Raw genomic sequence first — 13,033 nt, forward strand, 5'->3', positions numbered from 1 at the left:
AGCCATTATCCAGGGAAAATGGGCCGCGCGGGCGGGTCGGAGCCGGGGCCTGTGGATAACCCGTAACTGTGGACAACGCCGGAGCGGCGGCCGGAGGCGTCTCAGAGGGCCTCGGCCAGCTGGTGACCAGCGACGGCGAGCGCGGCCACGACCGGGCCGCCGGCCAGGATCATGCCGCCGACGTTGCGGCCGCGCGCCGGTACACCCAGGCGGGCGAGCTCGGCGTGGATGGCGGCCGAGACCTCGTCGGGGGTGCCGTTGGCGTCGATCACGACGAAGTCGCGCGCCTCGGGCAGGGAGCAGTAGGCCGCGCGGGCGGCGTTCAGGTAGTCCATCGTCTCGCTGTCGTAGCCGCGGGCCTCGATGCGGTCGTGGGCCACGTCGGGGGTGACGTCGAGGAAGAAGGTGACGTCGGGGCGGGGGAACAGACGGTAGGCGAGGCGGGCGAAACGCTCGGCGCCCGGTTTCGCCCCGCGGGCGCGCAGGCTCGCGTATTGGCAGAACGCGTAGCGGTCCATCACCACGAGGCCGCCCGCGAACGCGCGCCGCAGCACCGTGCGCAGGATCGCCAGCCAGCGCAGCACCGCCTCGACCAGGAGCATGCCGCGCCGGCCGAGCAGGGCGTCGCCGTCGGCTCGGCCCAGCCGGCGGGCCAGCACGCCGAACCAGTGCCGGCCACCCGCGTTGCGGCGGTAGGAGGCGTCGAGACCCTCGGCACGCAGCTCGTCGGCCAGCCGGTGCGCCTGGGTGGTCTTGCCCGAGCCGTCGATGCCGACCAGCGCGATCATGCCGGAGTTCATGCCAACCAACGGTAACCGTAGGGCGCACGCGCCGTTCTCCGGCGAACGGGCGGGCCGCCGTAGGAAAATGGGTTTTTGTCCGGTGAACGGCGGGGGCAGCGATTCAACGAGAGGCGGCCCGGGTAGTCCAATCCGACACCGAACCGCACACGTCGACAGGGGGATCACCATGCCGCACCGGGTGGACGAGGGGCTGGCCGTCACGCTGAAGAAGGTCGCCTCGACCCTGAAGGGTGCCGGCATACCGTTCGCGCTGGGCGGCAGTTTCGCGGTCTATGCGCACGGCGGGCACTCCAGCGATCACGACGTCGACTTCCTGCTGCGCGAGAAGGACAAGGACCAGGCGCTGGCCGAGCTGGCCCAGGTCGGGTTCCGCACCGAGCAGCCGCCGGAGGACTGGCTGGTCAAGGTGTACGACGAGGACCGGATGGTCGACCTCATCTATCGCCCGGTGGAGACGCCGGTGACCGACGAGACGCTGCGCGACACCGAGCAGATCTCGGTCGAGGCGATCTACATGCCGGTGCTGTCGGCGACCCAGCTGATGGTGCACAAGCTGCTCAGCTACAGCCAGCACTACTGCGATTTCGCGACCGGACTGCCGGTGGCGCGATCCCTGCGGGAACAGATCGACTGGCGACGGGTGCGCCACGAGACGCGCAAATCGCCGTACGCGGAAGCTTTTTTGATCTTGCTTGATCGCCTGGACGTCGTGCCGTTCCCGGATGACGAAGAGGCCCTGGCCAACAAGTAGGGGGTTCTGATGACTACGGACACCGATCTCGAGGCCGAGATCCAGCGCCTGCTCGCCGAGCACGACCGGATAGCCGAGCAGGGCATCACCGTGCAGCGCCGCGACCACCTGATCGTGCTCGGCGGCGAGGTGGAGAGCGCCCAGCGCCGCGACGAGATCTGCAAGCAGATCACCGCGCACTTCCCGGACGTGCAGATCACCTGCGACATCGGGATCACGCGGTCGCAGGCGCCGAGCGAGGTGGAGGAGATTTCATGATCCGGATCGCCGCCGTGGGCGACGTCCACGTGGACAAGGACGTGGTCGGCCGGTACCGGCCCGCCCTCGAGGAGCTGCCCGACCGGGCCGACGCGCTGCTGGTCGCGGGCGACCTGACCCGGCACGGCACGCCCGACGAGGCACGCTGCTTCGCCAAGGAGTTCGGCGCGCTGGCCGTCCCGGTCGTCGTCGTGCTCGGCAACCACGATCACCAGAGCGACCAGCAGGACCAGGTCACCGAGGTGCTCACCGACGCCGGCATCACCGTGCTGGAGAGTTCGGCGACCGTCCTCGAGATCCGGGGGCACCGGCTCGGCATCGCCGGCACCAAGGGCTTCGGCGGCGGGTTCGCCGGGGCGTGCGCGAGCAACTTCGGCGAGCGCGAGATGAAGGACTTCGTCGGCACCAGCGAGCGCTACGCCCAGGCGCTGGAGGCGGCGCTGAACTCGGTCGAGTGCGACGCCCTGGTGGCGCTGACGCACTACGCCCCGGTGCCGGAGACGCTGGTCGGCGAGCCCCTCGAGATCTACGCGTTCCTGGGCTGCTACCAGCTCGGACGGGCGATCGACGCGGCGCCGACGGCCCTGGCCCTGCACGGGCACGCCCACCACGGATCAGAGCGCGGCCGTACGCCCGGAGGGGTGCCCGTCCGCAACGTGGCGCACCCGGTGATCAAGCAGGCGTACAACGTGTATCAGCTGCTCTCGGACGAGGTCGACGCCACATTGGTGACCGCGAACAAAACAGGTTTCTGATTTTCGCGCATCGGGTATCCGATGTGCATGGACCTAATCCTTTGGATTCTCGCAGTCATCCTGGTGGTCGCCGGTATCCTCGCGCTCTTCCGGCGGCAGCTGCTCTGGGGGATCGTGCTGATCGTCGTCGGCCTGCTGGTCGGCCCCGGCGGCGTCAGCATCTTCACCTGATCGGCTCTCCTCACCTCTCGCCTCATCCCCCACGAGCAAGAACCGGGTCACCCTGAGGGTGGCCCGGTTCCGTTTGTCCGCCTTGCCGCACTCGCGGTGCGATGAACCGATGCGTGAACCTGACTGAATCACTCGCGGAAATCTTTCGATCTTCTCCCGCGAGGAGTGCCGGTGGCCGAGGTTCATCACTTCACGTACGGCGCGTTCAACCCGATCGCCGCGTTCCTGCTGGCTTTTGTCGGCTCGTTCTTCGGGCTGCTGAGCACGTCACGGGCCCGGGACGCGCGGACCCGGGGCCGGCGCAACCGCTGGCTGGTCATCGCCGCGTTCGCGATCGGCGGCGGCGCCATCTGGCTCATGCACTTCACCGCGATGCTCGGGTTCGAGGTGCCGGCCAGCCCGGTCCGCTTCGACGTGCCGGTCACCGTCACCAGCCTGGTCTTCGCGGTCGGAGCGGTCGGCGTCGGGCTGCTCATGGTCGGCCACGGCCGGCGGAGTCTGCCCAAGGTGGTGGTGGCCGGCGTGCTGACCGGCGGCGGTGTGCTGGCCATGCACTACACCGGCATGCGGGCGATGCACATGGGCGGCGAGATCCACTACAACGTCCCCCTGGTCGCCGCTTCGGTGATCATCGCGGTGGTGGCCGCGACGGTGGCGCTCTGGTTCACCGTCTCGGTGCGCGGCTACCTGCCGATCAGCGGCGCCGCGGCGATCATGGCGGTCGCCGTCTGCGGCATGCACTACACCGGGATGGCCGCGCTGTCGGTGCACCTCGACCCGGTGGCGCCGCCGGTCGTCGAGGGCTTCCGGCCGCTGGCCATGATCGTGCCGATCACGCTGATCACCGCGGCCACCATCATCGGGGTGGCGCTCAGCGGTCTGCAGGCGATGACCGAGGAGGAGTTCACCGACGGCGCCGGCTCGCCACGCCGGGGTCTGCACGCCGAACCCGGCAACGCCTGGTCGCTCAAGCAGGCGACCGCGGCCACGGCCACGATCGCCGCCCGCCGGCCCTCGCCCCGCCCGGTTCCGATGCGTACACCCACCAACGGCTGACGCTCCGGTACGTTCTGCCCATGGCGCCACGGATGCTGCTGTCGATGCCGCTGCACGCGATCACCGAGGTGTACGGCGAGGCCGGCCTCCGCGAGCGGTTCCTGCTCGAGCTGGCCGACTTCGGCGAGACCGAGCGCAAGCAGCTGACCGAGGCGCTCGATCTGGCCGCCCGGCTGCACGCCGACGACCGCCGGGTCCGCGAGCCCTACCTCAACCACCTGCTGCGGGTGGCGATCCGGATCATCCGGTACTACGGGATCCGCGACGTGGACGTGATCACCGCCGCGCTGCTGCACGACGCGGTCGAGGACCATCCGGCCGAGCTGGCCGGGTTGTCCGACGGCACGCACACCGAGTTGACCGAGGCGGCCATCGCCGAGCTGGCCGGTCGCTTCGGACCGCGGGTGGCCGAACTGGTCCGCTCGGTCACCAACCCGGAGTACGACCCCGAGCGCGACCGCCACGAGCAGTATCGGGAGCACGTGGCGGCCAGCCTCGAGCGCGACCCGTGGGCCCGGGTGATCAAGGTGTCCGACTTCACCGACAACGGGGTGGGCGTGGTGCACACGACCCCCGACAAGGCCGTACGGGCGGCCACCAAATATCGCCCGCTCGTGCCCAAGCTGCGCGAACTGGTGGGGCGGCCGGACACTCCGCTGTCGATCGCGGCCAAGGACCACATCATGGATCAGCTCGACCTGGCCGAGGAGAGATTCGCCGCGCTCCTGGACGATTGACGCCCGGGCCTGATTAGCCTGGTGACCATGCTCCACACCGACGAATGGTGGCGCGACGCCGTCATCTACCAGGTCTATCCCCGCTCCTTCGCCGACAGCGACGGGGACGGGATGGGCGATCTGCCCGGCATCACCGGCCGGCTCCCCCAGCTCAAGGAGCTCGGCGTCGACGCCGTGTGGCTCTCCCCGTTCTATCCCTCGCCGCAGCACGACGCCGGCTACGACGTGGCCGACTACCGTGGCGTCGACCCGCGGTTCGGTGACCTCGGCGACGCCGACAAGCTGATCGCCGAGGCGCACAACCTGGGCCTGAAGATCATCGTCGATCTGGTGCCCAACCACACCTCGAGCGAACACGCGTGGTTCCGGGCCGCACTGGCCGCGGCGCCGGGCAGCCCGGAGCGCGAGCGGTACATCTTCCGCGACGGGGAACAGCCGCCCAACTCCTGGACGAGCGTCTTCGGCGGCGACGCCTGGGAACGGACGCCGGACGGGCAGTGGTATCTGCACCTGTTCGATGTCAGCCAGCCCGACCTCAACTGGGGCAACCCCGAGGTGCGGGAAGAGTTCCTCGACGTCCTGCGGTTCTGGCTCGACCGCGGGGTCGACGGCTTCCGGGTCGACGTGGCCCACGGTCTGATCAAGGAGGAGAACCTGGCCGACTGGACGACCACCAGCACGATCCTCGGCGGCGTCGACCCGGCCGGCCCGCCTCCGCCGATGTGGGACCAGGAGGGCGTCCACGAGATCTACCAGTCGTGGCGCTCGCTGCTCGACCAGTACGAGGGCGGGCGCATCCTGGTCGCCGAGGCGTGGGTGGCCCCGGCGGCGCGGCTGGCCCGCTACGTGCGCCCGGACGAGATGCACCAGGCGTTCAACTTCCCGTACCTCGACGCGCCGTGGAAGCCGGCCGAGTTGCGGACGGTGATCGACGAGTCGCTCGAGGCCAACAACGCGGTCGGGGCGACCACGACCTGGGTGCTCTCCAACCACGACGTGGTGCGGCACGCGAGCCGGCTCGGCTTCCCGGTCGGTTCCCCGCGCGTGCCCGGCATCGGCGCCGAGGACCCGCAGCCCGACGCCGCGCTGGGCCTGCGCCGGGCCCGCGCGGCCACGCTGCTGATGCTCGGCCTGCCCGGCTCGGCCTACCTCTACCAGGGCGAGGAGCTCGGGCTGCCCGAGCACACGACGATGCCGGACGAGTTCCGTGAGGACCCGGCCTGGGAGCGGTCGGGGCACAAGGAGCGCGGGCGGGACGGCTGCCGGGTGCCGCTGCCGTGGGAGGCGGACGCTCCCTCGTACGGCTTCGGACCGGCCGACGCCTCCTGGCTGCCCCAGCCGGCGTCGTGGGCCGAATTCGCACTGGACCGCCAGCAGGGTGTCGCCGGGTCGACCTGGGAGCTGTACCGCTCGGCGCTGGGTCTGCGGCGCGAGCACGGGCTGGGCCACGGCTCGGTGCGGTGGGCGGACGCCGGGTTCGCGTTCCGCAACGGCGGCGTGCTGGTCGTGACGAACTTCGGGGCGGAGCCGGTGGAGCTACCGGCCGGGGCCCGGGTCCTGCTGAGCAGCGAGCCCCTCGACGGTGACGGGCGGGTCCCCACCGACGTCACGGTCTGGGCCGTCGTCTAGCCGGGCCGCACGCGCCAGCAGGGCGGTGTGCGTGTCGGCCATGTCGCGCGCGACCGTCCTGCTGGCCAGCCAGAACATCACGCCGGTGGGGATCCAGAACAGCTGGAAGGCGGCCAGGCCGACCGCGTAGTTGAGCGGCGGCGGGAAGGCACCGGCCAGCCCGCGGAAGGCCACCGCCACCATCACGTTGCCGCCGGCCCGGCCGAACCCGTTGACCAGGTTGCCCAGGCTGTACACGGTGCCGCGGTGCTCGGGCGGGTTGACGTCGGCGATCAGGGCGAACCAGTTGGGCGAGTTGGCCGACGTCAGCATCAGCGCGAAGACCGCGGTGGCCAGGCACAGGCCGACGGTGGGCTCGGTGAACACGTCGGCCAGGACGGCCGCGATCACCGCACCGGTGCCGGCGCCGTCGGGCACGTCGATGCGCATCGGGACGAAGAACAGCACCACGTAGAACGGGACGGCGGCCAGCACCCCGACCGAGGCGACCAGGGCCCGGCCGCGCGGGGTGCGCCGCTGGAGCCGGTCGCCGATCAGCCCGCCCAGGATCGACAGCGCCCCGCCGAGCTGGAACAGCGTGGCGAAGACGCTGCCGACCAGCACCGCCGTGCCCGCCGTGTAGCCCTGATCTTCGGCCCGGGCCCGGAACAGGACGGGCAGCCAGACCAGCGAGCCGAGGGCGATCTGCGCGGTGCCACCCTGCAGGATCAGCCACACGTTGGTGCGCCGGCGCAGGATGAGCGGCAGGTGGTCGTGGTGGATGCGCTCGTCGTACTCGACCCCGGCCAGCTCGGGCTGGCTGTCGCCGCGGGGCACGTTGTAGGTGAACAGGTAGGCCACCGTGGCCACGCCGCCGGCGACCGCGGTGACCAGGAACGGCTCGCGCCAGTCGGTGTGGCCGAGTAACCCGCCGAGCAGGGTGCCGGCCAGTGTGCCGACGCCCTGGGACAGGCCCCAGAAGCTCATCACCAGGCCCCGGCGCTTGGGCGAGATGAGATCGCTGACCACGGCGAAGCTGACCGAGGCGACGGCGCCGAGGCCGAACGCGGCGACCACCTGGCTGATCAGGAAGCTGGGGTAGCCGCCGGCCAGGCCGGACCAGACGGTGCCGGCGATCCAGATCAGCGTGCCGACGATGAGGACCGGCTTGCGGTCGGTGCGGTCGCCCGCGTACGCGAAACCGATGGCCGCGACCGCACTGATCAGGAACATGATCGTGGTGGCGAGCGCGATGTGGCCCTCGCCCACGCCGAACGCGTCGCCGATGCTGCCGTAGAGCGGCGGCACCAGGCCGATCGCGACGTTGTCGAGCGAGGCGAGGACCACGAACACCACGACGCTGTAGGCGCGGTGGGCCGTCCCTCCCCTGGTCACCCGCAAAGGTTAGCGGGGACGGTCGATCACCGCGTCTCGGGCGGCGGCGTACTGCTCGCGGATGATCGGGGCGGCGGTGGCCTCGTACGTCTCCGGCTGCTCGGCCGTCCACACCGGCGGTTCCGCGCCACCGGCCGTGACCCACGCGGCCTGCCGGGCGGCGCCGTCGGCCACGTACTCACCGGGCGGCGGCACCAGCACCGGCAGCCCGAACAGCTCGGGCGCGATGCGGCGGACGGCCTCGCTGCGGGCACCGCCACCGACCAGCACGATGCGGTTGGCCGCGGCGCCGTTCGCGACCAGCGCGTCCAGCCCGTCGGCGAGCGCGCACAGCATGCCCTCGACGGCGGCCCGGGCCAGGTGGGCCGGGTCGGAGGTCTTCAGGGTCAGCCCGTGGATCGCCCCGGTGGCGTCGGGCCGGTTGGGCGTGCGCTCGCCCTCGAGATAGGGGATCAGGACCAGCCCGTCGGCACCGGCCGGGGCGCTCAGCGCGAGCCGGGACAACTCGTCGTGGTCGACGCCGAGCAGCCGGGTCGCCGCGTCGAGCACGCGGGCGGCGTTCAGCGTCACGACGATCGGCAGGTAGCGGCCGGTGGTGTCGGCGAACCCGGCCACCGTGCCGGTCGGGTCGTTGGGCGAGACGTCGGACGAGGCGAAGACCGTGCCCGACGTGCCGATCGAGACGATGACGTCGCCCGTCCCCGCACCCGTGCCGAAGGCGGCCGCCGCGTTGTCGCCGGCGCCGGGGCCGAGCGGGGCGCCGTTGGGCAGATGGCCGGCGATGCCGGTCGGGCCGAGCACCTCGGGTACTCCGATGACCCGGCCGAAGCCGAGCTCGAGCAGGTCGGGGCGGTATTCGCCGGTGCGCGCGGACCAGTAGAGCGTGCCGCTGGCGTCGCTGCGGTCGGTCTTGATCGTGCTGATGTCGGTCGACCCGGAGAGCTTCCAGGTCAGCCAGTCGTGCGGCAGGCAGACCGAGGCGACCTTCGCGGCGTTCGATGGTTCGTGCCGGGCCAGCCAGCGCAGCTTGGTCAGGGTGAAGCTGGCGACCGGCACGATGCCGACCGCGTCGGCCCACTTGTCGCCGCCGCCGAGCTCGGCGATCAGGTCGGCGGCCGCGCCGGCGCTGCGGGTGTCGTTCCACAGCAGCGCCGGGCGGACCACGTCGCCGTTCTCGTCCAGCACCACCATGCCGTGCTGCTGCCCGGCCACCGAGGCCGCGGCCACGTCGTCCAGGCCGCCGGCCTGGTCGATCGCCTGCTGCAGAGCGGCCCACCAGGCGTCCGGGTGCACCTCGGTGCCGTCCGGATGGCTCGCGCGGCCCTGGCGGACCAGCTTGCCGGTCTCCGCGTCGCGGATGACCACCTTGCAGGACTGGGTGGAACTGTCGATCCCGGCTACGAGAGTCATGTCTTCCCTTACGACAGCGTCAGTTGGCGCGGAGAACGTGGTCGATCATGAGCTGGTGGAGCTTCACGAAACCGTATCCCTGGGCACCGACGGCGTCGACGTCGTAGTCCTCCCAGGCGCTCTTGTCGTTCAGGAGGTCGGCGTAGGTCTCGCCCGCGTTCAGGGTGGGCTGGGACAGCTCGGCGACCTTGCTGTGCGCGAGCGCCTCCTGCACGGCGGCCGAGGCCCGGAACTCCTGCGCGCGCTCCTTGAGCAGCAGGTACATCCGCATGTTGGCGGCGGCCGAGTCCCAGACGCCGTTGATGTCTTCGGTGCGGGACGGCTTGTAGTCGAAGTGGCGGGGGCCGTCGTACGTGGGTCCGCCGCCGATCGGGCCGTTCTCCAGCAGATCGACCAGTGAGAACGCGTTGAGCAGGTCGCCGTGGCCGAAGACCAGGTCCTGGTCGAACTTCACACTGTGCTGGCCGTTGAGGTCGATGTGGAAGAGCTTCTTCTGCCACAGGGCCTGGGCGATGCCCTGGGTGAAGTTGAGGTTGGACATCTGCTCGTGGCCGACCTCGGGGTTGATGCCGAACAGCTCGGGGCGCTCGAGCTCGTAGGTGAACGCGATGGCGTGGCCGAGGGTCGGCAGCAGGATGTCACCGCGGGGCTCGTTCGGCTTGGGCTCGATGGCGAAGCGCAGGCCGTAGCCCTTGTCCTCGGAGTACTGCGCGACCAGGTTGAGGCCCTCGCGGTAACGGTCGAGGGCGGCGTTGATGTCCTTGGCCGCGTCGTACTCGGCGCCCTCACGGCCGCCCCAGAGCACGAAGGTCTTGGCGCCCAGCTCGGCCGCGAAGTCGACCTGACGCAGCACCTTGCGCAGCGCGTAGCGCCGGACCGAGCGGTCGTTGCTGGTGAACGCGCCGTCCTTGAACACCGGGTGGCTGAACGTGTTGGTGGTGACCATCGGGATGACGATGCCGGTCTCGTCGAGCGCCTTCTTGAAGCCGGCGACGATGCCGTCGCGGGTCTGGGCGTCGGAGCCGAACGGCACGAGGTCGTCGTCGTGGAAGGTCAGGCCGTACGCGCCGAGCTCGGCCAGCTTGTGCACCGCCTCGACCGGGTCGAGCACCGGCCGGGTGGCCGAGCCGAACGCGTCCTGGGCCTGCCACCCGATGGTCCACAGGCCGAACGAGAACTTGTCTTCACGGGTGGGTTGGACCGACACGGTTACCTCCACGCAACAGATCGGATTTGTTTATTGGTTGAATTATTTGGCGGCGATGTGGCATTGTCAAGGCCGTGAGCGGCCGCCTGATGAATGCTTCCCGGGCCCCCGTCCGGCAATCGAGCGTGCGAGCCCACAATCTCGCGCTCGTGTTGCAGACAGTGGCGAACAGCGCAAACCGGCCATCGCGGGCGGCCATCGCCGCCGCCACCGGGCTGACCCGGGCCACCGTCTCGGCGCTGGTCGACGACCTCGTCGCGGGCGGGCTGCTGGCCGAGCTCGACCCCGCTCCCCGCACCGGCGCCGGCCGTCCCGCCGCCGGGCTGGCGCTCTCGCCCGACGGCCCGGCCGGGCTCGGCCTCGAGATCAACGTCGACTACCAGGCCGCCTGCGTGGTCGACCTGACCGGCGCGGTGCGGCACCGCTTCGTGGCGCGGGGCGACCAGCGGCTGCTCTCCCCCGCGGACGCTCTGGCCGCGCTGGACGACCTGGCCACGCAGGCCCGCGCCACCGCCGAGGCCGACGGGCTGGTTCTCGCCGGAGCCGCGCTGGCCGTGCCCGGTCTGGTCGCACCGGGCGATCTCGTGCGGGTCGCGCCCAACCTGGGCTGGCTCGACGTCCGGGTCCCGGAGATGGCCGGACTGCCGGTCACCGTCGACAACGAGGCCAACCTGGCCGCGCTGGGCGAGCTTCGGGCGGACGGCGCCGAGCCCACCTTTCTCTACGTCTCGGGCGAGATCGGCATCGGCGCCGGCATCGTGCTCGACGGCGAGCTCTATCGCGGCGGCCGCGGCTGGAGCGGCGAGATCGGGCACGTCACCGTCTATCCCGACGGTCGGCCGTGCCGGTGCGGATCCAGCGGCTGCCTCGAGCAGTACGCGGGCCAGGAGGCGGTCGCGGCCGACCCCGACCTGGCCGCGGCCGCGCTCGGCATCGCGCTGTCGGCAGTCGTCAACCTGCTCGACCTCGGGGTGATCGTGCTGGGCGGCGGCTACGCACCGGAGTTCGCCCGGCTCCGGTCCGGGATCGAGGCCGAGCTGCACCGACGCGTGCTGACGGCCGGGCTGGCCCCGGTCACGCTCCGGGCGGCCGGCCTGGGCTCGGACGCGGCCATGCGGGGCGCCGCCGACGTGGTGATCCGCGGTGTGCGGGAGGACCCGGCCGGATGGCTGGCTCAGGCGGTCTGAGCCGTCGCCGACCCGCCGTTCTCGTCGGCGGCCGCGGCGGCGAACTCGGTCAGTCCCCGCAGCAGCGCGGCCCGGCCGGAAGAAGACATCTTTTCCAGTACGCCGGTGAGCGCGCGACGCCGGATCCGCCGCAACTCGCCGAGCAGGGTGCGCGACGCGGGCGTGAGATAGAGCGCGATCTCGCGCCGGTCGGCCCGGCCCGGCACCCGCTCGACCATGCCCGAGGCGACCAGCCGGTCGCACAGCCGGCTGGCCGACGAAAGCAGCATGCCCAGTTCGGCGGCCAGGCCACCCAGATTGATGCCCTCCGACCGCTCGACCGCGAGCAGCGCGTTGAGCTGCACCGAGGACATCCGCGGCGTCGCCTGCTCGCGCGCGACATCCCACGCGAGCAGCAAGGCTTTCGCGGCGTCGTCGATCGCCGCGGCATGCAGGGGGTCAGGCCCGTCCGGACCATGGTGAACAGCCATGGTGCAGCAGAGACTACTCGTACGTCCGTGTCTGTTCGAGGAGGTCGTCATTGATCGACAGGCTACTGACGGTTCGGCGGATCCTCACCGAGGCCGCCGCGGACGCCGTGCCGGAACGCCTGGCCGAGGGACTGGCCAAGGAGTACGGGGTCACCCGAACGGAGTTCTACCTGGTCGACTACCGTCTGGCGGCCCTCGTGCCGGTCTTCGGGGGCGACGATCGGACCCGTCCCGGCGACCCCGCCTGGCGCTGTTTCGACCACCAGTCCGAAGTGCACGACGGCGCCGAGATCTTTTTGCCGGTGACCCTGCGCGGGGAGCGGATCGGGGTGCTGGCGTGCTCGCCGGCTCCGGAGGACCCCGCCGTGGTGGCGGAGCTGGCCGAGATCGCCACCGCACTGGCCCACGAGCTGGAGGCCGCCGGTGACGGCACCGACCGCTACCAGGCGATCGCCCGCACCCGGCGGCTCACGCTGGCCGCCGAGATGCAGTGGGAGCTGCTGCCCGCGCGCAGCCGGATCCGCCCGTCGTTCGGGCTGGCCGGGCAGCTGGAACCTTCCTATGCCGTACGCGGGGACAGCTTCGACTGGGCCGACCAGGACGGCCGGCTCTCGCTGAGCGTGCTCAACGGCATGGGCGAAGGGGTGGCGGCGGCGCTGCTCACCTCGCTGGCCACCTTCGCCCTGCGCAACGCCCGGCGGGCCGGGATCGGGCTGGCCGACCAGGCCGCGCTGGCCGATCAGGCGGTCTTCGCCGAGCACCGGGGCGCGACGCACGTGTCGGCCCTGCTGCTCGAACTCGACCTGACCACGGGTGAGGTGCAGGCGATCGACGCCGGCGCGCCCCGGTTGTTGCTGCTGCGCGACGGCCGGGTCTACGACCAGCGGATGAGCGCGGAGTTCCCGCTCGGCATGTTCGAGGAGACCGACTATCAGGTGCAGCGCTTCCAGCTCGAACCGGGCGACCGGCTGATGCTGGTCAGCGACGGGGTGCACGACGCGGTGGCCGCCAGCGGGCGGTACGGGGACGCGGCGCTGGCCCGCTTCGTGCGGCGGGCCGGGTCGCTGGCGCCGCTGCAGGCCGTGCGGTCGCTGCTGGGCGACCTGCGGGTGTTCATCGGGGACGCCGAGCTCGAGGACGACGCGGTCGCGGTGTGCCTGGACTGGACCGGGCTGCAGAACTGAAAGGGCCGCCACCCATTGCGGGTGACGGCCCTCACGGCGTA

General features: G+C 71.4%; 14 protein-coding genes. 9 read left to right on the forward strand and 5 right to left on the reverse strand.

The window, feature by feature from the left end; all coding sequences use genetic code 11:
• Positions 1 to 101: 101 nt before the first annotated feature.
• On the reverse strand, positions 102 to 800 hold the full coding sequence (locus KOI35_RS39115) for a dTMP kinase (RefSeq protein ID WP_215794278.1): 699 nt from the start codon (positions 798 to 800) through the stop codon (positions 102 to 104).
• Between the two features lie 169 nt (positions 801 to 969).
• Here KOI35_RS39115 and KOI35_RS39120 point away from each other — a divergent pair, with 169 nt between their 5' ends.
• From KOI35_RS39120 to KOI35_RS39150, 7 genes are all read left to right on the forward strand, one after another.
• A complete protein-coding gene (locus tag KOI35_RS39120) occupies positions 970 to 1,554 on the forward strand; it encodes a nucleotidyltransferase (protein WP_215794280.1) in 585 nt (194 codons plus the stop codon).
• 9 nt (positions 1,555 to 1,563) lie between these two features.
• Positions 1,564 to 1,812 carry a BON domain-containing protein gene (locus tag KOI35_RS39125; RefSeq protein WP_215794282.1) on the forward strand — a complete coding sequence of 83 codons (249 nt, stop codon included), beginning with the start codon at positions 1,564 to 1,566 and terminating at the stop codon, positions 1,810 to 1,812.
• Positions 1,809 to 2,567, forward strand: a complete 759-nt coding sequence (locus KOI35_RS39130) for a metallophosphoesterase family protein (protein ID WP_215794285.1) — start codon at positions 1,809 to 1,811, stop codon at positions 2,565 to 2,567. The genes KOI35_RS39125 and KOI35_RS39130 overlap by 4 nt, the downstream gene beginning before the upstream one ends.
• Before the next feature lie 27 nt (positions 2,568 to 2,594).
• A complete protein-coding gene (locus tag KOI35_RS39135; protein ID WP_203378731.1) occupies positions 2,595 to 2,738 on the forward strand; it encodes a GPGG-motif small membrane protein in 144 nt (47 codons plus the stop codon).
• A 171-nt stretch (positions 2,739 to 2,909) separates the two neighbouring features.
• Positions 2,910 to 3,794: an MHYT domain-containing protein gene (locus KOI35_RS39140; protein WP_215794287.1), complete on the forward strand. Its 885-nt coding sequence runs from the start codon at positions 2,910 to 2,912 to the stop codon at positions 3,792 to 3,794.
• Positions 3,795 to 3,814: 20 nt separating this feature from the next.
• Positions 3,815 to 4,531 carry an HD domain-containing protein gene (locus KOI35_RS39145; protein WP_215794290.1) on the forward strand — a complete coding sequence of 239 codons (717 nt, stop codon included), beginning with the start codon at positions 3,815 to 3,817 and terminating at the stop codon, positions 4,529 to 4,531.
• 27 nt (positions 4,532 to 4,558) lie between these two features.
• Positions 4,559 to 6,160, forward strand: coding sequence for a glycoside hydrolase family 13 protein (locus KOI35_RS39150; RefSeq protein WP_215794292.1), 1,602 nt, complete (start codon positions 4,559 to 4,561; stop codon positions 6,158 to 6,160).
• Here KOI35_RS39150 and KOI35_RS39155 read toward each other — a convergent pair.
• The 3 genes from KOI35_RS39155 to xylA are packed head-to-tail and all read right to left on the reverse strand — an operon-like array spanning position 6,068 to position 10,151.
• Positions 6,068 to 7,534, reverse strand: a complete 1,467-nt coding sequence (locus KOI35_RS39155; protein ID WP_215794294.1) for an MFS transporter — start codon at positions 7,532 to 7,534, stop codon at positions 6,068 to 6,070. The two genes, KOI35_RS39150 and KOI35_RS39155, sit on opposite strands and share 93 nt — an antisense overlap.
• A gap of 9 nt (positions 7,535 to 7,543) precedes the next feature.
• Positions 7,544 to 8,944 (reverse strand): xylulokinase, encoded by a 1,401-nt coding sequence (gene xylB / locus KOI35_RS39160; protein ID WP_215794305.1) that lies wholly within the window; start codon positions 8,942 to 8,944, stop codon positions 7,544 to 7,546.
• 19 nt (positions 8,945 to 8,963) lie between these two features.
• Complete coding sequence (gene xylA / locus KOI35_RS39165) at positions 8,964 to 10,151, reverse strand: xylose isomerase (RefSeq protein WP_215794307.1); 1,188 nt, start codon at positions 10,149 to 10,151, stop codon at positions 8,964 to 8,966.
• 89 nt (positions 10,152 to 10,240) lie between these two features.
• Here xylA and KOI35_RS39170 point away from each other — a divergent pair, with 89 nt between their 5' ends.
• Positions 10,241 to 11,338: an ROK family protein gene (locus KOI35_RS39170; protein WP_215794643.1), complete on the forward strand. Its 1,098-nt coding sequence runs from the start codon at positions 10,241 to 10,243 to the stop codon at positions 11,336 to 11,338.
• On the opposite strand, the gene KOI35_RS39175 is transcribed toward KOI35_RS39170, so the two are convergent.
• The gene (locus tag KOI35_RS39175; RefSeq protein ID WP_215794309.1) at positions 11,326 to 11,808 is read right to left on the reverse strand and encodes a MarR family winged helix-turn-helix transcriptional regulator; all 483 of its coding nucleotides are present in this window, start codon (positions 11,806 to 11,808) and stop codon (positions 11,326 to 11,328) included. The two genes, KOI35_RS39170 and KOI35_RS39175, sit on opposite strands and share 13 nt — an antisense overlap.
• Positions 11,809 to 11,858: 50 nt before the next feature.
• Between KOI35_RS39175 and KOI35_RS39180 the strand changes: the two genes are divergently transcribed.
• Positions 11,859 to 12,992: a PP2C family protein-serine/threonine phosphatase gene (locus KOI35_RS39180; protein ID WP_215794312.1), complete on the forward strand. Its 1,134-nt coding sequence runs from the start codon at positions 11,859 to 11,861 to the stop codon at positions 12,990 to 12,992.
• Positions 12,993 to 13,033 lie beyond the last annotated feature (41 nt).

The organism is Paractinoplanes bogorensis (assembly GCF_018829635.1).
In the GTDB taxonomy this organism is placed as follows: domain Bacteria; phylum Actinomycetota; class Actinomycetes; order Mycobacteriales; family Micromonosporaceae; genus Actinoplanes; species Actinoplanes bogorensis.